Annotated in this window: 22 protein-coding genes and 1 pseudogene; 10 read left to right on the top strand and 13 right to left on the bottom strand. The window is 71.1% G+C overall.

Translation table 11 applies throughout. From position 1 onward, the window contains the following. Positions 1–71 precede the first annotated feature (71 nt). Positions 72–1,100: a hypothetical protein gene (locus tag BFN33_RS11175; RefSeq protein WP_069759796.1), complete on the bottom strand. Its 1,029-nt coding sequence runs from the start codon at positions 1,098–1,100 to the stop codon at positions 72–74. A gap of 213 nt (positions 1,101–1,313) precedes the next feature. Here BFN33_RS11175 and BFN33_RS11170 point away from each other — a divergent pair, with 213 nt between their 5' ends. From BFN33_RS11170 to tgmB, 3 genes are all read left to right on the top strand, one after another. Continuing rightward, a complete protein-coding gene (locus BFN33_RS11170) occupies positions 1,314–1,631 on the top strand; it encodes a YkvA family protein (protein ID WP_069759795.1) in 318 nt (105 codons plus the stop codon). Positions 1,632–1,762: 131 nt separating this feature from the next. Continuing rightward, positions 1,763–1,954, top strand: coding sequence for a putative ATP-grasp-modified RiPP (tgmA, locus tag BFN33_RS11165; RefSeq protein ID WP_031037338.1), 192 nt, complete (start codon positions 1,763–1,765; stop codon positions 1,952–1,954). A 17-nt stretch (positions 1,955–1,971) separates the two neighbouring features. After that, a complete protein-coding gene (gene tgmB / locus BFN33_RS11160; RefSeq protein WP_069759794.1) occupies positions 1,972–2,946 on the top strand; it encodes an ATP-grasp ribosomal peptide maturase in 975 nt (324 codons plus the stop codon). A 7-nt stretch (positions 2,947–2,953) separates the two neighbouring features. Here the strand turns inward: tgmB and BFN33_RS11155 are convergent, their stop codons facing one another. Next, positions 2,954–3,169, bottom strand: a complete 216-nt coding sequence (locus BFN33_RS11155) for a hypothetical protein (RefSeq protein WP_037713967.1) — start codon at positions 3,167–3,169, stop codon at positions 2,954–2,956. A 117-nt stretch (positions 3,170–3,286) separates the two neighbouring features. Continuing rightward, positions 3,287–3,742, bottom strand: a complete 456-nt coding sequence (locus BFN33_RS11150) for a hypothetical protein (protein WP_069759793.1) — start codon at positions 3,740–3,742, stop codon at positions 3,287–3,289. A gap of 181 nt (positions 3,743–3,923) precedes the next feature. Between BFN33_RS11150 and BFN33_RS11145 the strand changes: the two genes are divergently transcribed. Beyond that, positions 3,924–4,898: a GlxA family transcriptional regulator gene (locus BFN33_RS11145; protein ID WP_069760225.1), complete on the top strand. Its 975-nt coding sequence runs from the start codon at positions 3,924–3,926 to the stop codon at positions 4,896–4,898. Between the two features lie 24 nt (positions 4,899–4,922). Here the strand turns inward: BFN33_RS11145 and BFN33_RS11140 are convergent, their stop codons facing one another. Next, complete coding sequence (locus tag BFN33_RS11140) at positions 4,923–5,165, bottom strand: DUF5133 domain-containing protein (RefSeq protein WP_069759792.1); 243 nt, start codon at positions 5,163–5,165, stop codon at positions 4,923–4,925. Positions 5,166–5,339: 174 nt separating this feature from the next. Between BFN33_RS11140 and BFN33_RS11135 the strand changes: the two genes are divergently transcribed. Next, a complete protein-coding gene (locus BFN33_RS11135; protein ID WP_069759791.1) occupies positions 5,340–5,696 on the top strand; it encodes a hypothetical protein in 357 nt (118 codons plus the stop codon). Between the two features lie 22 nt (positions 5,697–5,718). Here the strand turns inward: BFN33_RS11135 and BFN33_RS11130 are convergent, their stop codons facing one another. The 3 genes from BFN33_RS11130 to BFN33_RS11120 all read right to left on the bottom strand — a co-directional run bounded on the left by BFN33_RS11130 (position 5,719) and on the right by BFN33_RS11120 (position 8,688). Continuing rightward, positions 5,719–7,485 (bottom strand): ABC transporter ATP-binding protein, encoded by a 1,767-nt coding sequence (locus BFN33_RS11130; RefSeq protein WP_069759790.1) that lies wholly within the window; start codon positions 7,483–7,485, stop codon positions 5,719–5,721. A gap of 89 nt (positions 7,486–7,574) precedes the next feature. Next, positions 7,575–8,117 carry a hypothetical protein gene (locus BFN33_RS11125; RefSeq protein WP_069759789.1) on the bottom strand — a complete coding sequence of 181 codons (543 nt, stop codon included), beginning with the start codon at positions 8,115–8,117 and terminating at the stop codon, positions 7,575–7,577. 28 nt (positions 8,118–8,145) lie between these two features. Beyond that, the gene (locus tag BFN33_RS11120; RefSeq protein WP_069759788.1) at positions 8,146–8,688 is read right to left on the bottom strand and encodes an ATP-binding protein; all 543 of its coding nucleotides are present in this window, start codon (positions 8,686–8,688) and stop codon (positions 8,146–8,148) included. A 211-nt stretch (positions 8,689–8,899) separates the two neighbouring features. Here BFN33_RS11120 and BFN33_RS11115 point away from each other — a divergent pair, with 211 nt between their 5' ends. Next, entirely contained in the window at positions 8,900–9,130 is a 231-nt protein-coding gene (locus BFN33_RS11115) for a DUF397 domain-containing protein (protein WP_069759787.1), read from the top strand. 138 nt (positions 9,131–9,268) lie between these two features. Continuing rightward, positions 9,269–10,186, top strand: coding sequence for a helix-turn-helix transcriptional regulator (locus BFN33_RS11110; protein ID WP_069759786.1), 918 nt, complete (start codon positions 9,269–9,271; stop codon positions 10,184–10,186). A 24-nt stretch (positions 10,187–10,210) separates the two neighbouring features. On the opposite strand, the pseudogene BFN33_RS49650 reads toward BFN33_RS11110, so the two are convergent. From BFN33_RS49650 to BFN33_RS11095, 3 genes and pseudogenes are all read right to left on the bottom strand, one after another. Then, positions 10,211–10,812 (bottom strand): annotated as a pseudogene (locus BFN33_RS49650) (class I SAM-dependent methyltransferase). 77 nt (positions 10,813–10,889) lie between these two features. Then, on the bottom strand, positions 10,890–11,708 hold the full coding sequence (locus tag BFN33_RS11100) for an SAM-dependent methyltransferase (RefSeq protein ID WP_069759784.1): 819 nt from the start codon (positions 11,706–11,708) through the stop codon (positions 10,890–10,892). A gap of 125 nt (positions 11,709–11,833) precedes the next feature. Next, entirely contained in the window at positions 11,834–12,691 is an 858-nt protein-coding gene (locus BFN33_RS11095) for an aldo/keto reductase (RefSeq protein ID WP_069759783.1), read from the bottom strand. Between the two features lie 259 nt (positions 12,692–12,950). Between BFN33_RS11095 and BFN33_RS11090 the strand changes: the two genes are divergently transcribed. After that, the gene (locus tag BFN33_RS11090; RefSeq protein ID WP_069759782.1) at positions 12,951–13,850 is read left to right on the top strand and encodes a Gfo/Idh/MocA family protein; all 900 of its coding nucleotides are present in this window, start codon (positions 12,951–12,953) and stop codon (positions 13,848–13,850) included. Positions 13,851–14,179: 329 nt separating this feature from the next. Here the strand turns inward: BFN33_RS11090 and BFN33_RS11085 are convergent, their stop codons facing one another. Together BFN33_RS11085 and BFN33_RS11080 are read right to left on the bottom strand one after the other, a co-directional pair. Next, the gene (locus BFN33_RS11085) at positions 14,180–14,521 is read right to left on the bottom strand and encodes a hypothetical protein (protein ID WP_069760224.1); all 342 of its coding nucleotides are present in this window, start codon (positions 14,519–14,521) and stop codon (positions 14,180–14,182) included. Positions 14,522–14,620: 99 nt separating this feature from the next. Next, positions 14,621–15,517, bottom strand: coding sequence for a GNAT family N-acetyltransferase (locus tag BFN33_RS11080; RefSeq protein ID WP_069759781.1), 897 nt, complete (start codon positions 15,515–15,517; stop codon positions 14,621–14,623). A gap of 334 nt (positions 15,518–15,851) precedes the next feature. Here BFN33_RS11080 and BFN33_RS11075 point away from each other — a divergent pair, with 334 nt between their 5' ends. Then, complete coding sequence (locus BFN33_RS11075) at positions 15,852–17,042, top strand: glycoside hydrolase family 64 protein (protein WP_069759780.1); 1,191 nt, start codon at positions 15,852–15,854, stop codon at positions 17,040–17,042. A 235-nt stretch (positions 17,043–17,277) separates the two neighbouring features. Beyond that, complete coding sequence (locus tag BFN33_RS11070) at positions 17,278–18,363, top strand: PP2C family protein-serine/threonine phosphatase (protein ID WP_079140759.1); 1,086 nt, start codon at positions 17,278–17,280, stop codon at positions 18,361–18,363. Here the strand turns inward: BFN33_RS11070 and BFN33_RS11065 are convergent. Beyond that, complete coding sequence (locus BFN33_RS11065) at positions 18,320–20,557, bottom strand: MMPL family transporter (protein WP_069760222.1); 2,238 nt, start codon at positions 20,555–20,557, stop codon at positions 18,320–18,322. The genes BFN33_RS11070 and BFN33_RS11065 overlap by 44 nt on opposite strands. Positions 20,558–20,602: the final 45 nt, after the last annotated feature.

Below are 20,602 nucleotides of genomic sequence, written 5' to 3'. Positions count from 1 at the left end.
GGTTCGAGCGTGGGGAAGCGCGGCGAGCGCGCGTCAGGCGTCGCTCGGCGGCCGGAATCCGACGGCAGGGCCTAGGGGGCCAGCGGAGCGTCGGCCGCCTCGCGGACCGGCTCCGCCGTCCGCCGCTCCGTCAGGACGCCGTTCGGCGGTGTCGGAGACGCCAGGTGCACCACCAGAGCGGTCAGCGCGGCCAGCGACGCGCACGCGGCCACCGTCCCCGCGAGCCAGGCCGGCGCGAGCGGCAACTCCAGGGCCCGGGCGAGCCCGTCGGAGCGGAACCGCCCGTCGAGCAACTGGCCGGCGGCCACCCCCGCCGGCACGACGACCGCGAGGACCAGAACCGGAAGGGTGGGCCGGATCATCAGCACGGCGAGCAGGACGCCCAGGACCGACACCCCGAGCGCGAATCCGTACGTCTGCAGGGACACTCCGTCCTGCTGGACGGGGAAGCACAGGACACCGCAGAGCAGCAGTGCCAGGGCGGCGAGCCTGCCCGGCCACGCCGGTGCCGTTCGGGGCCACCTCGACTCGGGGGGATGCGGTGGCGGGGCCGGGAACACACTCAGACCCGGCATCCAGGGCAGCTCCGGTACGGGCCGCCCCTCCCCGTCGTACGCCTCGTACGACGGCTGCGGGGGCTGCGGGGGCCTTTCCGTCGCCAGCCGCCCGATGAGTTCGACGAGTTCCTCCACGGGCCGGCCGGTCGCCGCCGCGCGCACCGCCTCCTGACCGCAGTGGGGCTGCAGTTCTGACCGGTTCAGCAGGGCCACCAGACGGGTCACCTCCTCCACGGGACGGGACTCGGCGGCGGCCCGGATCGCCTCGTCGGCGCTGTCCGGGTTCCGTGGCGGCCGGGTCAGCAGGGCGACGAGCCGGGTGACGTCCTCCACGGACCGGTCCACGCCGACGGCACGCAGGGCCGCACCGGTGGCCTGCGCGTACTGGGGCGACTCTTCCAGCAGGGTGATGAGGTGGACGACCTCCTCCAGGGGACGGTCGGCCACGGCGGCACGCACCAGGTCGCCGACGGGATCGCCGTACGACCCGTCCATCGGTATGGGGGAATCGTTCGGGTGAGCTGCTGACGGGCCGGTGGTCATGCTCTGCTCCAGACAAAGAGTGCGGTCGCTCCTACGCGCCCCCGTCGTGCGACCCCGACGTTGAGATGACCCATTCGTATGCGGGTACCCGACGGCGTGCCACTCGGATGAGCCATGGGTGTGAGTGCCGTCCTTCGGCGAGCCTTAGCGCGACCGGATGCGGGAATCCGTCAGACAGCGCGCCGCGCGGCGCCCGGAGGAGGAGGTCGGCCCGTGGATTCGACCACAGCACTGATCGTCGTCGTCGCGGTGCTCGCGGCGCTGGCGCTGGCGGTGGCCGTGGCACTGCTGGTACGGCTCGTGAGAACCCGGCGCGGTCTGCGACGGGCGGGACTTCCCACCGGGCCCCGCTGGGTCTTCTGGGGCGCCCTGTTGTACTTCGTACTGCCCACCGATCTGCTGCCGGACCCGGTGTACCTCGACGACATCGGTGTCCTGCTGCTCGCCCTGCGCACCCTGCGCGGCTCCCCCGCCGACCGGGCGGCGCTCCGGCTCGACGAGCGCGACCGGGAGACGTCCCGCCGACCGTGATTACGCAGTGTAAGGAAACCAATCACTCGTTCGATTCGTATAAGTCTCTGGAAGCCGAAGGAAGTCGGCTGACCTGACGGCGTCGTGGGGAGACGCCGTCGGCGAGAGGCAGTACCGGCGAGGGAGAGACGATGCAACCGTTCGCGCTCAACTACGCACGTCCGGCAGCGACGTTGGAGGCGACCACTCCGTACGTCTACGACTCCGGGCTGCAGTTGAACGTGCTCATGGACGGCCGGGTCGCGGCCCGCGACCACGCGCTGATGAGGGAACTGGGGACCACCACCTCCACGGCGGGCTCCAAGACTCACTTCGACGACTGAACACGAGTCGCCGACCGATGACCGTTTTGATTCTTACCTGCGAAGAGGACGTGACGGCCGACATGGTCGTCGTGCACCTCAACGCCGCGGGGGTACCGGTGGTCCGGCTCGACCCGGCCGACCTGACCGACGGTGTCGCGCTGTCCGCAGAGTACGTGCACGGCAGCTTTCGCGGCCACCTGTCGGCCGGCGGCCGTCTGGTGGGCATCTCCGGGCTGCGCTCGATCTGGGTGCGCCGCCCGGGCACTCCCGCCGCGCGGGCGGCCGCGCCCTCCGAGTGGCTGACCGAGGAGTCCGCCCAGGCGCTGTACGGCATGCTCCGGGGCAGCGACGCCCGCTGGATGAACCACCCCGACGCGGCCCGCCGGGCGCGTCACAAGCCCTGGCAGCTACGGCTGGCCCAGCGCTGCGGTCTGCCCGTCCCGGCCACGATCGTGACAACGTTTCCGCAGGCAGCCCGCGAGTTCGCCGAGCGCTATCCGGATCTGGTCGTCAAGCCGGTCTCCGGCGCGCACCCGCAGGACCCGCCACGGGCGGTGCCGACCAGCCGGGTCGCACCGGACGCCGACTTCTCGGCGGTCGCGTTCGGGCCCACGCTGCTGCAACGGCGGGTGGCCAAACGGGCCGACGTACGCCTGACCGTCGTGGGCGGGACCATGCTGGCCGCCCGGAAGGTCACCGGCGCCGATGACGAGGTGGACGTCCGTTTCGCCCCGCCCACCTCCTCCTGGCAGCCCACCGAGGTCCCGCCGCGGGTGGCCGCGGCCGTCCGGGACTATCTCCGGGCGGCCGAACTGGCTTACGGCGCCTTCGACTTCGCCGAGGACGGGGACGGGACCTGGTGGTTCCTGGAGTGCAACCAGTCGGGACAGTTCGGCTTCGTCGAGGTGGAGACGGGGCAGCCGATCGCGCGCAGCATCGCCGAGTGGCTGGCCCGGCCCGGTCCGGACCCGCGCTCCCGCTCCAACGGGGCCAACTCCACGGTTCCTTGAGGTCGGGTCAGTAGGGCCGCGGGGCGGCGGGCGGAAGGGCCGGCACCCACCCCTGGCCGGGCGAGGCCGGGCGCTCGGGGACGGGCGGGGGCATGAGGGACTGCAGTGGCCGCATGACGTACTCCAGTTCCCTGCGTACGCGCTCGGCCTCCCTGCGGGTCAGAGCGGGGACGTCGCCGCGCTCGGCGACGAGTCGGTCGTAGATGGGGGAATCCTGGAACACCCGTCAACGCGCCTTTCGTTTTCGCGGGCCCACGTGTATGGGCACGGTTGACGAGTCTAGGCGCCTCCACGCACCGACGTACGAATTCCGGCGTCGGGCTTGACGGCTCGCGGGCGGTCATGCGCCGGTGCTGGACCCAGGGCGGACGATCATCAGGACGGTCACGGTCGCCCACAGAAGGTTGAAAATGCCGGTGAACATGGCCAGTTGGACGGTGCTGCCGCGTTCGACGCTCCCCTGTCCGGTCAACTCCTCGACCAGTTCGCCCTGCCGGGGCAGGACGAAGGCGGCGAGGACTCCGGCGGCCGCGGCGGTCAGGGCCATGGACGTGGTCAGCCATGCGTCGCCCAGAACGCCCATCGCGGCTCCGGTGGCGACGCCGAGGACGGGGACCGCGATGCCGATGCCGGCGTAGACCCGGCAGATGCGGTGCAGCAGCCGTACCGTGCCGAGCCCGGCCTCCTCCGCATGGGCCCGGCGGGCCGCCGGTGGGAACATGCTGGCCGCGACGGTCACCGGCCCCACGGCGACGATGGCGACGAGGACGTGCAGGGTCAGCAGGAACTTGGTCATGGGGTGGCGTGTCCTTCTCCGGTGCGGTCGGCGGTGCCCGCCCACCCTAGGAACCCACCGGATGATCACACAGGGGCTGAAACGACAGGTTCCAACGGATTCCCGCCAACGCCTACGGCTTGGATTTCCCGCCTGATCCCGTGGTCGTGACCGTGGCGGGAATCCGCCTATCGTGGCGTTCATGCACTCCGTGGTGATCCTGGTTCTCGACGATGTGGTGCCGTTCGACATGGCGGCACCCATGCAGGTGTTCGACTGGACACGGCTGCCCGACGGCCGCCCCGCCTACCGCGTCCGGCTGTGCGCCGAGTCGCCGGAGGTCCGCGCGGACGGCGGTTTCACCCTGCGGGTCGAGCACGGACTCGATGCCCTGGCGGACGCGGACACGGTCATCGTGCCGGGCTGCTCCCCCACCGCCGGGCCGCCCTCCCCGCGCGCGCTGAAGGCACTACGGGAGGCCGCGGCGGCCGGCACCCGGATCGCCTCCGTGTGCGTGGGCGCGTTCGTACTCGCGGAGGCCGGGCTCCTGGACGGACTGCGTGCCACCACGCACTGGGTGGCCGCGGACGACCTCGCGCGGCGCTTCCCCGCCGTCGACGTCCAGCCGGACGTGCTGTACGTCGACAACGGGCAGATCCTGACCTCCGCGGGTGCGGCGGCGGCCCTCGACATGTGTCTGCACATGATCCGCCGGGACCTGGGCTCGGCGGTCGCCGCGCACGCCGCCCGGATGTCGGTGATGCCACTCGAACGGGAGGGCGGACAGGCTCAGTTCATCGTGTACGACCACCCGCCGGTACCCCGTGGGTCGACGCTGGAGCCGCTCCTGGAGTGGGTCGAGGACAACCTGGCCCACGAGATCACCCTCGGGGCGATGGCCGCCCGTTCGGGGATGAGCGAGCGCACCTTCAGCCGCCGATTCCGCGAACAGACGGGCAGCACGCCTCTGCAGTGGCTGCTGCGGGCCCGGGTGCGGCGCGCCCAGTACCTGCTGGAGAACACCGGCCACCCGGTCGAACGGATCGCGCGGCAGGCGGGATTCGGCTCCCCCACGGCGTTCCGGGAACGCTTCCGCCGGGTCGTCGGCACCACTCCGCAGGCGTACCGCGCGGCCTTTCACGCGAAGGAGGCCGTCCCGGCGGCGGCGCACTTCTGACCGCCCGCCGGGTCCGGCCTGGTCTCACCCGGCCAGTGGCAGGCTGTTCTCGCCGTCCGGGTCCGCGCATCCGGCGGCCGGCAGCAGGGCGTCGGCCCTGGCGACCGCTTCACGGACGTCGGTGGTGCCCATCATCACGCACAGTGTGTAACTGACGTCCTCCAGCTCACGAGCCGTCGCCGGTCTCTCCCTCTCCGCCTGAGCGATCCTCAATGACGCATACCGGGTCAGCAGGCTCCTGACGGCCTTCGGGTCCGGAACGAGCACGAAGCGCCCCTCTCTCGAATTTTTCGCTGCGTATGCCCCATGTGCACCGGCTCAATCCCATCCGGTGCCGCCCGGCACGCGATTGGCGCAATACCGTGCGGCCGGACCCGCTTCCCCAAGCGTCGCAAACCGTTGAACAAGGGGCATCCCTCGCACCATGAACGGTATACGCCCATGAACCGCTCCGCAGGCCTCCTCAGCGCCCTCTACCTCGCGACGAGCACCGGACTGGCCTGGACCGCCGTCATCGCGCTGCGTCACGACCCCCCATGGGCCGTATGCCTGTTCGCTGCCGCGAGCCTGGTCCCGGTCATCGCGGTCGTACGGGAGAGCGTGCTCTGCGACCAACGGCGTGCCCTGGCCGAAATGAGGAGGCCGTCAGCGGGCCCCGGCGGGCCCGGTGCGGGGGCCGCCGACGACATCGTCCGCGCCGAACTCGACACCGCGTGCTGTGAACGCTGGTGGACGAGCTGCGGCACCGACCACGACTCGGCATGCCCCCGCAGGGTGCCCCGGAGCAGCGCGGCATGACGCTCGGGGGGAGGGCCCAGTCTCAGGCGACCTGCCCGGCGTGCAGCGCGGTGTAGGCCCCGCCGCGGCGCAGGAGTTCCTCGTGGGTGCCGGTCTCCAGGATCCGGCCCTCCCCCATCACCACGATGCGGTCGGCGCCCCGCACGGTCGACAGCCGGTGTGCGACCACGAAGGTCGTGCGCCCGTGCAGCAGCCGGGCCAGCGCCTGCTGGACGAGCGCCTCGGAGCGGGTGTCCAGGGCCGAGGTCGCCTCGTCGAGGACCAGCACCCGCGGATCGCGGATCAGGGCCCGGGCGATGGCCAGGCGCTGACGCTGCCCGCCGGACAGCCGGGCGCCGCGCTCGCCGACCAGGGTGTCGAGCCCCTGCGGCAGCCGGTCCACGAACTCCAGCGCGTTCGCGTCGCGCAGCGCCGTCCGGACCGTCTCCTCGTCGGCGTCGTCCATGCCGTACGCGACGTTCTCCCGGATGGTGCCGTCGAAGAGGATGGACTCCTGCGGTACGACGGACACGAACCGGCGATAGGTGCGCAGGTCGAGGGAGTTCATGTCGGTCCCGTCGAGCAGCAGCCGTCCCGCGGTGGGCCGGATGAAACCGATGACGAGGTTGAGGACGGTGGACTTGCCGGCGCCGGACGCGCCGACCAGGGCGATGGTCTCGCCGGGGGTGACGGAGAGGGTGAAGTCCCGCACGGCGGGCAGCCCGTTGTCGTACGCGTGGCCCACGCCCTGGAACTCGACGGCCCCGCGCACCGAGTCGACCTGTGCCTTGCCCTCGTTGTCCTCCAGTTCGGGCGCCTGGAGCACCTCGCCGACGGAACGGACTGACTCCAGGCCCTTGGTGATGACCGGGGCGAGTCCCGCCAACGTTGTCGTGGAGTTGGTGAGCGTGGTCAGGAACGCGCTGAGCATCACGACGTCTCCCGGGGTGACGCCCCAGACGCCGTAGTACGACACCAACGCGGCCGCGGCGAGAACGAGCACGCCGACCACGTTGAGAACGACCCAGGCCAGCGAGCCGAAGCGGCCGTTGACCAGGTCGAGACGCATCCCGGAGGTCAGCAGGCGGCGCAGGGTGCCGTCCATGCGGCGCAGTGCCTTGCCCTCCAGGCCGTGGGCGCGGGTGACCGGGATGAGGCGGGTCATCTCCGTGACGCGGGACGACAGGGTCTCGACCTCGTGCCGGAAGTGTTCGTTGTGGGTCCGCAGCCGCGCCCTGAGCCGTGCCACGACGAGGGCGGCGGCGGGCACGACGACAAGGAAGACCGGTACGAACTCCGGTGTCCGTACGGCGATGATGACCAGTCCGCCGACGAGCACGGTGATCGCGCCGAGGCCGGTCTCCGCGGTCTGCTGCACCATCTGTTCGACGGTCTCGACGTCCCGCACCACCTTCGCCTGCAGCACACCGGCGCTGACCCGTGAGTGGTAGCCGATGGACAGCTGCTGCATGCGGGTGCACAGGGCGGAGCGCAGGGTGGTGCCCATGCGGCGGACGCTGCCGTACAGGAGGCGGACGTAGAGGAGATGCAGGGGGTAGTTGACCAGCAGGATGAACAGGATGACGCCCGTGCTGGTCCAGAGCCGGGAGATCGGCTGGTGCTGGACGACGGTGTCGATGATGGACGCGGTGATCAGGGGCAGCAGCCACACCGGGCTGTGCTTGACGGTGAACACCGTGGCGGCCGCGGCCAGTCGGCGGCGGTCGGCGCGGAACAGGTAGGTGAGCGTGCGTATCGGGTGTTCGCCCCGATAGCGGTGGTCGAGCGGTTTCTCCAGCGACGATGCCATCGTCGGCGGTCCTCCCAGGTTGCCGATGTGAGGGCAAGCGCTTTCTCCCCCTCGTCGGCAAGGGATACACCAGCTGGTGGCGAGGACTCCTACTCGTCCAGAGTGCGGGCGAGTTCCGTGGTGGCGTGGGCGATCTCGATGTCGTCGTCGGCCATCAGCCGGCTGAGGGCGCCGCTCTTGGCGCGGACGGCCTGACGCGCCTGGCGCTCCCACACCACGGGGTTCTCGCGGTGGTTGAGCAGCTTGGGGTAGACGGCCGCCGTGCTCTCCCACTGGCGGGCGCCGGCGATGCTCCGCAGCAGCTGGATGATCTCGGCCCGGCAGGTCACCTGGGGCAGTTGGGCGAGTTCCCAGAGGAAGGGGACCGTGGCGGCGGTGGCCTGCTCCACGACGAAGCCGTACTGGCAGATGCGCTTGCGCAGGTCGCCGAGTGCGGCACTGGCGGTGTCGGGGTCACCCCAGGCCACGCTGTTGAGGAGCAGGGGGATGGCCGCGGCACAGCCGGTGGAGTCCTGGATCTCGGCCCAGGGGACCCGGGTCAGCGCCGCGAGGGGCGCGGTCGGTGTCACCCCGGTCGGGGGCACGGGGCGGCTGGTGCGCTCGTTGCTCGGCTGGTCCGGAGCGGTGCGCATGGCGTGAGACCTTTCCATGGCAGTCATGTCAGGGAGGAGGGGCGGTCGACAACTTGGCCCAGACGGACTTGCCGGCCGGAGGCCGCGAGGTCCAGCCCCACTCCTGAGCCAGGGCGTCGACGATGTACAGGCCACGGCCGTGCTCCCGCAGGGCGGTGACGTCGGCAGGCGTGTACGCGGGCGGTTCGTCTGCGGGGTCGGAGACGGTCACCAGCAGATGGGCGGGGTCCAGGGACAACCCCAGCCACACCTCGGCCGCACCACCCGCCGCGGGCCGGAGCACCGCGTGCGCCACGGCGTTGGCCGCGAGTTCGGTGATCACGAGGGTGGCATCGTCGCTGCGGTGGTCGAGGGACCAGCAGCTCAGCGTCTCGCGGGTGAAGGCGCGGGCCCGGGCGAAACCCTCCCTGCTGCAACTGATGAGCAGCGTGGCGGAGTCGACGGGGCCCAGGCGTTGCAGTGCGCCGGCGGGGCCCGGACGCCGCACGGTCGCACCGGCCGGGCCCGCATCACCCGCCCCCGGCACAGCCTGGCTCGGCGGCCGGATCGCATGGTTCGCAGGTGACGACACGGCATCTCCTTGATGCGACGTCAAGACGGGGCGCAACCGCAGGGATTGACGCTGGAGCTATTATCCACGCTGAAGGCGTCCGCGTGCAATTGCACGAGAAATTGCGCGAAGATTGGGTGGGGCCACGAAGGTTGCCGTTGTGCAGCCCTGTCCCACCCCGCACGGCCGGGCACCGCGCCCGGCGAAGAACGTGAACAGCAAGGAGACTGCAGTGCCACCAGTGCAGAACGGAGTGCGGGCGAGTTCGCTCGACGCCCGCTGGGTCAAGAGCCGGCACAGCAACGCCGAGGGCAACTGCGTCGAAGTGGCCACCCTCGTCGGCGGCGGCGTCGCGCTGCGCAACTCCCGTGATCCCGACGGTCCCGCGCTGGTCTACACACCGGCCGAGGTCGCGGCGTTCCTCGCCGGCGCGAAGGACGGCGAGTTCGACCACCTCCTGTGAGGTGCGCGACCTGTGGTGCCAGTGGCGGGCTCCAACTCCCGTACCGCCACCGGCACCGGCACCTACGGAATGATGCGGAACGGCCACACTGCGTGCGATAGTGTGAGTCGTCTCTGTGCCGGTTTACTGGGAGTCAGGATGTCTGCCCCGTCCCATCGCACCTCCCGTCTGGAACCGTATCTGGACCGGTCCGAGCCGGCTCCCACCCTGCTGAAGATGCTGGTCGGCGTCCAGTTGGCGGGATTCCGCGAGGATGCCGGGCTAGCCCAGGACCAGGCGGCGCGGGCTCTCGGGTTCAGCCCGGCGAAGCTGTCCCGCATCGAGTCGGGCAAGGGCCGCAGGCCCCCGTCGGAGAGCGATGTACGCGCCCTCCTCCAGCTGTACGGCACCGAGGACTACGAGGCCTCGGTGCTGCTCAAGCTGTTGCAGCGGGCCGGTGAGCCGGGCTGGTGGCAGCGGTACGACAAGCGGCTGATGCCCGAGTGGTTCGACCGCCTGGTAGGGCTCCAGGAGGCGGCCGCGGCGATCCGTACCTTCGAGATCCAGTACGTCCCCGGCCTGCTGCAGACCCCGGACTACACGCGGGCGGTGGTGGAACGCGGCCTGCCGACCGCGGCGGCCGGCGAGGTGGCGCGACGCGTCGAACTGCGTACGCGGCGTGCGCAGTTGCTGCAGCGCGTGGATCCTCCGCAGTTGTGGGCGGTGATCGACGAGTCGGTGCTGCTGCGGGTGCTGGGCAGCCGGGAGGTCATGCGGGCACAGCTGGCGCACCTCGTCGACATGGCCCAGCGCCCCCATGTGACGGTGCAGGTCGTGCCCTTGGACGTGACCAACGCGTCCGCCCCGGCCATCCCGGTCACCTACCTCCGCTTCGGAGGTCTCGATCTGCCGGACGTCGTCTACCTCGAGCACATCAAGAGCGCGAACTTCCTGGAGGACCGGGACGAGACGGAGGAGTACCGGCTCGCCCTGGACCGGCTGGCGGACGACGCGCTCGAACCCCGGGACTCGCTGCGGCTGTTGCAGCAGACGATGGAGCAGCGCTACGGCGGCTGAGAACCGGCGCGGACGCGAGTTCCCTCAGTGGTCACGGCCGAACAGGCCTGCCCAGAGGAAGGGCTCGCCGAAGCACGAGGAGTCGGGCGGCTCGTCGCGCATGCGCCGCAGCTCGATCTCGGTCAGGTCGCCGAAGATCCCTCGCAGGGATTGGGCCGAGTAGGCGAGACCGCCGTCGAGTCCGCCCTGGCGATACAACTCCGCGTCCGACAGGTCCGATCCCATGGCCCCGTCGGCGAAGCAGACGATGCCGAAGCGGCCGCCGGGTGCGAGGTGCCGTTCCAGGAGCGCCAGGTAGCTGACGCGGCGGTGCGGCGGTAGATGGTGGAAGCAGCCGGAGTCGTAGATCAGGTCGGAGGGGCCGCCGAGCCCGGTGTCGGGCAGTGAGAAGGCATCGCCGCACACGAAGCGGACGTCGGCCGCCGTCTCGTGCGCACGCTCCCTGGCGACGGCGTCGACCTCGAAGCCGAGGTGCAGCGCGGTGCGGCCAGCCCGGCCCGCAGCGCAGGTCGGGGGCGTGGCCCGGGGTGACGAGGCCGCGGTCGAGGTACGACACCAGGTTCTCGTCCGGCTTCGGCACGAAGAAGGGAACGCGCGTAAAAACCGTCCCACCAGGAATGGGCCATGATCGGGCTGTTGCCGACGCGAGTACGCCCCCGGCACAGGGCGTGCCCTCTCGCGCCAGGGACGCTCGGGTCCGGGTTCAGGCCAGTCGGGCGACGCCGCCGAACTCGATCCACTCGTGGGTGAGCTGGCGGGGGGCCACCTCGGAGTCGGGGCGCCAGGTGGAGACCTCCACGAGGCCCGGGTCGAGGATCTCCAGTCCCTCGAACCACTCGGCGACGTCCTTCTCCTCACGCACCCGGCCCCAGTGACCCTGGGTGGCCTGGTCCATGAAGTTCGTGACGAAGTCGCGAACCTCGGGGTCGCCGCTGACCAGCTGGCACATCACCATGAAGCTGCCGGGCGCGAGCCGCTCGCGGACCCGGCGGGCCACGGCGGCCGGCCCGTCCGTCTCGTGGTCGGGGATGCAGTGCATGACGGAGTTGAACAGCACGGCGACGGGCTGCGAGAAATCGATCAGCCGCTGGGTGTCCTCGTGGTCGAAGATCGCATCGGTCTCCCGCATGTCCGCATGGATGACGGCGGTGCGTTCGTCCTGCTCGAGCAGCGCCCGGCCGTGGACGAGGACCATCGGGTCGTTGTCGACGTAGACCACGTGCGTGGTGGGGTCGATGCGCTGGGCCACCTGGTGGACGTTGTCCTGGGTGGGCAGGCCTGAGCCGTGGTCCAGGTACTGCCGGATGCCGAAGTCCGTCGAGAGGGTCCGCACCACTCGCTGGAGGAAACGCCGGTTGTTCACGGCGAGCCTGCGGGTGCTGGGGACGACCTCGTCGAGTGCCTCGCAGGCCGCCCGGTCGGCCGCGTAGTTGTCCTTGCCGCCCAGATAGTGGTCGTACATACGCGCGGCCGTGGGTACGGAGGCGTCGATCTCCGTGGACAGCTTCTTACCGGTGCTCATCTTTCCCCCAGCTTGTGCCGCCAACTGGCCTGGCAGGACAGGGAGTCCATCCTAGAGACACCACGATCGCCGGTGCCAGTCCGCGCACGGGCGGAAGGCACCGGCGGGGCCGGGCGGGCGAGGGGTCAGACGGCGTCCAGCTCCGTGACCTCGTCCGCGCCGAGCACGAGGTCGGCGGCGGCGAGCGAGTCGCGGATGGTCTCGGGGCGGCTCGCGCCCGGGATCGGCACGACCACCGGGGACTTGGCGAGCATCCAGGCCAGGCAGACGCGCTGCGGGCTCACCCCGTACTTCTCGGCGATCCGCGCGAACGGGGAGTGCGCCGAACCCAGTTCACCCGCCCGGGTGATGCCGCCCAGGGGGCTCCAGGGCAGGAAGGCGATGCCCAGTTCGTCGCACAGCCGCAGTTCCGGTTCGCTGGAACGGAAGGCCGGGGAGAACTGGTTCTGCACCGAGACCAGTCGGCCGCCGAGGATCTCGTTGGCCAGCCGGATCTGGTCGGGGTTCGCGTTGGAGATGCCCGCGTTGAGGATCTTGCCCTCGTCGAGGAGGTCGCGCACGGCGCCGACGGACTCCTCGTAGGGGATTCGGGGGTCGGGGCGGTGGAACTGGTAGAGCCCGATCGCCTCCACACCCAGCCGGCTCAGTGAGGCCTCGCAGGCCTCCTTCAGATGCCGGGGGCTGCCGTCGAGCGTCCAACTGCCGTCCCCGGGACGGAGATGGCCGCCCTTCGTGGCGACGAGGACGTCACCGCCGAGGTCGTGGGAGGCGAGGGCCTTGGCGATCAGGGTCTCGTTGTGGCCGACCTCGTCGGCGTCCCGGTGGTAGGCGTCGGCGGTGTCGATCAGGGTCACGCCCGCGTCGAGCGCGGCGTGGATGGTGGCGATGGAGCGTTCCTCGTCCGGCCGTCCCTCGATGGACATGGGCATGGCGCCCAGACCGATCGAGCTCACTTCGACATCACCGATGCGGCGGGTGTGCATGGCCTTGGACCTCTTTCGCCTGTCACGCGGTTCTGGGCTCTCATCAGCCTGGCCGCCGCACACGCCGAAGGTCCAATAGAAGAATGAGAACGCATTCAGCGACGGGAGTGCTGAATCCCGGACCGTTCCGCCTGGAGCCGACCGGGGGGCGAGACGCGGTTGCGTGCTCGCCGTGTCCGTGTGACACCCTCGCCTCGACCGGCGGCTGATCCAGTCCGGTCGTCGTGAGGTTCCGCAGTACGGCGAGGAAGGCGGCGCCATGCGTATCGGACTGCTCGGCACCGGTCCCTGGGCCAGGATGGCCCACGCCCCGGCGCTCGGCGCGCATCCGGAGCTGGACTTCGCCGGCGTGTGGGGCCGTCGCACGGAGGCCGCCGAGGAGCTGGCCGCCGAGTACGGCACGCGCGCGTACGCCGACGTCGACGCGCTGCTCGCCGACGTGGACGCCGTGGCGGTCGCCCTGCCGCCCGCCGTACAGGCCGACCTCGCGGCGCGGGCCGCGCGGGCGGGGTGTCATCTGCTGCTGGACAAGCCCCTCGCGACGACGGTCGAGCAGGGGCGGGCGGTGGTCGAGGCGGTCCGCGAGACCAAGGTCGCCTCGGTGGTGTTCTTCACCTCGCGCTTCCTCACCGAGACCGAGGCGTGGATCGGTGAACAGGCGGGCGTGGAGGGGTGGTTCACGGGGCGGGCGGAATGGCTGGGGTCGGTGTTCACCGAGGACAGTCCGTTCGCCGACTCACCGTGGCGGCAGGAGAAGGGCGCCCTGTGGGACGTGGGTCCCCATGCGCTGTCGGTGCTGCTGCCCGTCTTGGGCGAGGTGCGTGAGGTGGCGGCGGCCGCGCACGGTCCCGGGGACACCGTCCATCTGGTCCTGAGACACACCGGCGGCGCGTCGAGCACCCTGACGCTGAGTCTCACGGCTCCGCCGGCGGCCGCGGGAGTCGGCCTCGAACTGCGGGGCGCGGGCGGAGTCGTCCAGCTCCCGGAGTCGTCCGAGGGTGTCGGACCCGCCGTGCTCCGGGCCGCCGACGCACTGCTCGCCGCCGCCCGCACCGGGCAGGCACACCCGTGCGACGCCGCGTTCGGTCTCAGGGTCACCGAGATCCTCGTGGCGGCGGAGGCCCTGCTGACCGGCGGAACCGGCGCGCCCACGGCGTAGGCCGACGACTCAGTCCCCCGGCGCGCCCTCGCCGAACGGCTCGTCGCCCCGCCGAACCAGGCCCGATCACCCTCCACACGACCAGACCCGCGCGCCCACGACACAACCCAGCGACTCAGCCCCCCGGCGCACCCTCACCGAACGGCACATCACCCCACCCGAACCAAGCCCGATCACCCTCCACACGACCAGACCCGCGCGCCCACGACACAACCCAGCAGCTCAGTCGCCCGGCGCACCCTCACCGAACGGCACATCACCCCACCGCAACCAAGCCCGATCACCCTCCACACGACCAGACCCGCGCGCCCACGACACAACCCAGCAGCTCAGCCCCCCAGCATGTCCTCGTCGAACGGCTCGTCGCTCCACCGGAACCAGGCCCGGTCGTCCTCGATGTGCAGCAGGAACTCGGGCACGGGGCCGCCCGGCGCGTGCAGCGACACACGTCGCCGGATCTCGTCGTAGGCCTCCTCCCACTCCTGCCATCTCTCCTCGTCGTCCTCCTCCACGAGGGCGAGTTCGCGCGCGAACAGATCGCGCACACCGGCGAATCCGGGTCCCGCCGTGAAACGGCCCGACAGCCACGGAAAGTCGGCTTCGTCGATCAGGATGTCCCCGACCCTCTCGTCACCGCTGTGCACCTTCCAGACCGCGCCCTCGAACCCCACCGCGCCTCCCCCCACCGAGCCGACGATCACCACCACGACCAGCATGGCACCCGGCACTGACAGCCGGGACTGGACCGGCCGTCAGTGCCGGACGAGGGCTCAGCCGACGTGCGGGGGACGGTAGTTCAAGCGCTCCCGTACGACGGGGTAGCCCGCCTTGGCGAAGTTCGCGGCCATGGGGAAGTTCCCCTGGTCCGTCGCGGCCGAGACGAACTCGGCGCCCCGCTCGACCAGATAGTGGGTGCACTCGGCGAGCAGGTCGTAGGCATAGCCGTGGCCCCGGTGTTCCGGCACCACACCGATGAACCCGATGCAGGGCCCCGACGGGTTGTGTACCGGAATGTGGATCCCGGCCACGTCTCCCTGCGGGGTGTGGGCGATCTGCCACCACTCGCGCGGCGAGGGACACCAGTGGAAGAAGTCGAGTTCCTCTTGGGCGGCCCGGTCGAGTCCGTCCTCCTCGATGGCCTTGAGGGCGTGCGCGTCGAGGGTGGCGGAATGGATGCGCCGCAGCAGGTCGAAGATGACCGCGTCGTCCGGTTCGGGCCGGAACTCGAGGCGTCCGGGCCGCTCGGGCAGCCCGTGCTCCGGCGTCCACCGGTAGAGGAACCGCTCGACCAGGAGCTCGTACCCGGCCTGCTCCACGGCGGTGAAGCGGGCCTTGGCGGCGGCCCGCAGCTCCGGATCCTCGCGCCAGCCCGCGGGCAGGTTCATCTCGAGCTCCACCTGCCAGGGGGCGGTGCGCAGGAGTTCGGCACCGGCCTCCTCCTCGCCTTCGGCCACGTCGAACCAGTTGACGTTGACGGGTGCGGTGTCGGCGGGGCCGCCCCACCAGGCGCCACGTGCCACGACCTTGCCGTCGCGCAGGGCGACGCGCTTCCAGTCGGGGCGGTGCCGGGTGAGCCGGTGGGACTCACGGGCCCCGAGAGGGTCGGACAGGGCGTCGAAGAGAGGGGCTTCGCGCTCGTCGAGCGCGCGGATGACCAGATCGGTCATGGGTGGATTCCTCCGGGATGCGTACTGCGTGGAGCGCTCCCGGTCAGACGAGGCACGCCGGGGCGACGGAGAGGGAGCGCTGAATGACGGTGAACTGCACGGCACTCGCCTCCTTCCGCTGGTCTCCGGGCGTGGCCGCTCACGGTACGGGATCTTCGGGACCGGCGTCCATCGGTTTTCGCGGCGCACCTCCGGTCCCGGGGCCGCCGCTTAAACGGTCCTTAAGGCCGGATTAAACGCTGTCCGCTCTGTTTGCCGTGGAGCCCGCCGTCCGTACCATCGGGCCTCGTCCACATCGTGAGAGCGCTCTCAATTCTCCGAGGAGACCCCCCACATGACACCTCGTCACCAGCGCCACCTCGGCCGCCGCAAAGTCCTCTTCGCCCTCGGTGGGGTGATGGCGGCCGCGCCCGCCGTCGCCGCTCTGGCCCCCCACGCCCTCGCCGAGGGCAACCGCGACACGGCGGCCGGCGCCCTGCCGCTGACCGTCGTCAACAACACCGGCGCCTTCGACAACGCGAACGTCCACGTCTACATCGTGGGCAACCAGGACGGCAGGCAGGTCCGCGTGACCCCGGACGGCACCCTCGCCCCGGTCGCCCTCTCCGACAACGGCGCCGACGGCTACACCGACTACGCGATAGGCCTGGCGGGCAGCGGCGAGACCAGCCTGTCCCTGCCCTACCTGTCCGGCCGTATCTACGTGGCCCTGGGCGCGAATCTGAAGTTCAAGGTCGTCACCGACGGCAACGGCAACCCCGCCCTCCAGTACCCGGCAGGCTGGGTGACCTCGGACCCCAACTACCCGGTGCTGCACGACTGCGCCGAGTTCACGTACAACTCGGCGGGCATGTTCTGCAACACGACCATGGTGGACATGTTCAGCGTGCCGCTGAGCATCCGGCTGACCGGGGCGCGGGACCAGACGACGGGCACCCTGCGCGCCTCCGGACGGGCCGGTGCCTTCGACGCGGTGCGCCAGGTCGGGGAGTTCGCGCCCCTCGTGGTGGACGACACGCGGGTCATCGCGCCGGGTCACGGTCTGGACGCCGGCCTGTTCCCGGCGGACTACTTCGCGCCGTACGTCGACGAGGTGTGGAGCACGTACACCGGCAGGGACCTGACGGTCACCACGAACGCGGGCACCTTCACCGGCCGGGTGCGCGGTGGGCAGCTCGTGTTCGACGGGCCCGCGCAGGTGTCCTTCGCCCGGCCCTCGACACGGGACGTGCTCTTCTGCGACGGCGCCCTCGCCGCTCCCAACGACGGCACGACAGGGCCGGTCGCCGCGGTGCTCGGTGCCGGATTCAACCGGTCGACGCTGCTGAGCACCGCCGCCCAGCCGACCACCGACCCCGCCTCCTTCTACCGGACCGCGCTCACCAACCACTACGCCAAGGCGGTGCACGCGGCCACGGAGGACGGCAAGGCGTACGGGTTCGCCTTCGATGACGTGGCCGACTTCGCCTCGTACGTCCAGGACACGGCGCCGACGGGGATCCGGCTGACGCTCACGCCGTTCTAGGCCCTGTCGTCAAATTCCCGTCGTCCGCCCGGAGGGCGGGCCGCGCGGCGTCTGGGGCGTGCGATCGCAAGGCGCCGGAGCGCCGTCGTGGCGGAGTCACGTCGGCGGTTCGGCAACGCGGCGAGCGCGCGTGCCAGGCGTCGCGCGGCAGGCGGGAATTTGACGACAGGGCCTAGGGGTGGCCCGGCGAGCGGTTCGGGGTGCGGGGCCGGTCGGGTCGTAGCAGCGTAGTGGTGTGAGCGGACGCGACCGGGACCGGCGGAGCTGGCTGCGGGGCGCGCCGCCGCCGGGCTGGGTGCGGGTGCTGCCCGCCGTGCTGCTGGTGGGGGTGTGCGTGGCGACCCTCGTCAGCCCCGATCCGCTCGACATCGGGTTTCTGCTGGGCGCCATCCCGCCGCTGGCCGTGCTGTCGTACGGACCGGCGGCGACCGCGGTGCTCGGCGTGTCCGTCCTGGTCGTACTGAATGTGCCGGCCTTCCGGCTGAACGATCCGGGCAGCACGGATGTACTGACCGTGGGCTTCGTCGCGGCGCTCAGTGTGGTCGTGTCGTTCGTACGGAGTCGGCGGGACGCCCAGCTCGTGACCGAGCGTGCGGTCGCGGAAGCCGCACAGCGGGCCGTCGTGCCGCCACTGCCTGCGCGGGTCGGGGGCGTGCGGTGTGCGGGGCTGTACCGGGCCGCGCAGCGCGGGACGCTGGTCGGGGGTGACTTCTTCGACGTTCGGGAGGGGCCCCGCGGTGTGCGGGTGGTCATGGGCGATGTCCAGGGGCACGGGCTGTCGGCCGTCTCGACCGTCGCCTCGCTGCTGGGGGCCTTCCGGGAGGCGGTGCTGGACCGGCCGGATCCCGAGTCGGTGGCCGCGCTGCTGGACCGCAGGCTGGTGGTGGACTCCGCGGGCGTACGGCACTCGGAGCTGTTCGCGACGGCGGTGGTGCTGGACTTCGGCGTCGGAGCGAGAGCCGTGCGGATCGTGGCGTGCGGGCAGCCCGGCCCGGTTCTGCTGCGTGACGGGCGGGCCCTGGAGCTCGACGTCCCGGTCGGCACCCCGCTCGGCCTGGGCCTGTCCGGTGCCTCGCCGCCGACCGGCGTCACGGTCCCGCTGCACCCCGGCGACCGGCTCTTCCTGGCCTCGGACGGAGTCTGGGAGGCGCGGGACGCGGCCGGGGTCTTCTACCCGTTGCTCGACCGCATCACCGGCTTCGCGGGTGACCTCCCGGATCTCGTCGAGGAGGTGTGGGCCGACCTCGTGCGCTACGCCCCGGCGCTCCAGGACGACGTCACGATGCTCGTTCTCGCGCCGGGGACGCCGGAGCCCCGCTGACCGCCCCGCTCCCTTCGGCGTCGATGTGCGGGAGGATCCGGTCGAGCCAGTGCGGTGTCCACCAGGCGTGCTTCCCCAGCAGGGTCATGACCGCGGGGACCATGAGCAGCCGTACGACGGTCGCGTCGATCAGCACGCTCACCGCGAGGCCCAGTCCGAGCATCTTGACCACGATGTTGTCGCTGACGATGAAGGCCGCGAAGACGCTCACCATGATCAGGGCCGCGCAGGTGATGACCCGGGCCGTGATCTCCAGCGCGTGCGCGACGGAGTCCTTGGCGTCCCCGGTGCGCAGCCAGGCCTCGTGGATCCGGGAGAGCAGGAAGATCTCGTAGTCCATGCTCAGTCCGAAGATGATCGCGAACATCATCATCGGCACATAGCTCTCGATGGGCACCTTGCCGGAGACGCCGAGCGCCGGACCGCCCCAGCCCCACTGGAAGACGGCGACGACGACGCCGTAGGAGGCGGCGATGGACAGGACGTTGAGGACGGCCGCCTTGAGGGCGACGAGCAGTCCGCGGAAGACCGCGAGGATGATCAGGAAGGCGAGGGCGACGACCACAGCGATGATCAGCGGCAGCCGGCTGGAGACGATGTCGCGGAAGTCGACCTGGGCCGCGGTCGTGCCGGTGACGTATCCCTTGGCGTCGGTGCCGGTGACCGCGGTGGGCAGGGTGGTGTCGACCAGGCGGTTGGTGAGGTCGGTGGTGGTGGCGCTCTGCGGGGACTGCTTGGAGTAGACGGTGGCGAGCAGGACATCGCCGTCCGTGGTGGGGGTCAGCTGGGTGACCGTGGCGGCTCCGGACACACCGTCGAGGGTCTTCTGCGCCTGGGAGGACAGGGACGAGCGCTGGGACGACGGTACGGAGGTCTGGTCGATGACGACGGTGAGGGGGCCGTTGGAGCCGGGGCCGAAGGCGTCGGTCATCAGGTCGTAGGCGCGTCGGTCGGTGAAGGACGTGGGGTCGGCGCCGTCGCCGATGTGACCGAGCTGGATGGAGAAGACAGGGATGGCGAGGACGACGACGGCTGTCACGCCCGCGGCCAGGTAACGCCACGGCCGCCGCTCGACCCGCTGGGCATAGCGGTGCCACGTCCCCTGGGCCGTCTCGCCCTCGGCGGTGTTCGTCTCGGCGACCGGGCGGCGCACCCGGTAGCGGTCGATCCGGGTGCCGATCAGTCCCAGCAGGGCCGGGACCAGGGTCAGGGCGCCCAGGACGGCGGAGACGACCGTGACAGCGGCGGCGAGTCCGAGTTTCGCGATGAACGAGACCCCGGACACGGACAGCCCCGCCAGGGCGATGATCACCGTGCAGCCGGACACCAGGACGGCCCTCCCGCTGGTCGCGGTGGCCCCGCCGGCCGCGCGCACGGGGTCCTTGCCGTTCATCAGGCTCTGCCGGTGGCGGGTGAGCTGGAAGAGCGCGTAGTCGATGCCGACGCCCAGGCCGATCATCGTGGCCAGAGTGGGCGAAACGGTCGCGAAGGTGAACGCCGAGGCCAGCAGACCGAGGCAGGCGAGCCCCCCGATCACACTGATCAAGGCGGTCACCAGGGGGATTCCGGCGGCGATCACACTGCCGAAGCCGACGAGCAGGACCACGATCGCCACGGCGAATCCGATCAACTCGCTCAACCGGTCGTTGCCGGCAGGCCGCGCGAGTTCGCCGAGCGGTCCGCCGTACTCGACGTCGACGCCGGCCGCCCGCAGGGGCTGTACGGCGTCGTCGACACCGTTCAGGTAGCCGTCGCCCAGGGTGGAGGGCTGAACGTCGAAGCGGACGGTGATGTAGGCCGTCTTCGCGTCCGACGACAGCGGCCCGACCTTCGAGGCGGGCGCGGACAGCGGGTTCTGCGCCGACAGGACGTGCGGCAGCTTCTGGAGATCGGTGACGGTCGTGGAGACCTGCGAGCCGAACGAGGTGAGCGCCTTGTCACCGTCGTGGAGCACGATCTGGCTGCCGTAACCCCCGGCCGCCGGGTCGTGCTTCTTCAGGACGTCCAGGCCCTCCTGCGACTGGACGCCGGGCAGGGAGAAGTTGTCGGAGTAGTCCCCGCCGAAGGACCGGTTCAGGGTCTGCAGGGCGACCAGGGCCACGAGCCAGGCCACCAGGACGATCACGAAGTGCCGGGCGCACCACTCCCCCAGCCTGCGCAGGGCGCCCTTGGGCCTGTTACGGGTAGTGGACATGTTGCCGTCTTCCCTGCCGCCCCGAGCGATCAGTACTCCCATTAC

Origin of the sequence: Streptomyces sp. LUP47B, from assembly GCF_001746295.1 — a bacterium.
Classification (GTDB): domain Bacteria; phylum Actinomycetota; class Actinomycetes; order Streptomycetales; family Streptomycetaceae; genus Streptomyces.
The sequence above is the reverse complement of the archived record's forward strand: the minus strand, read 5'-3'. Positions and strand labels throughout refer to the sequence as shown.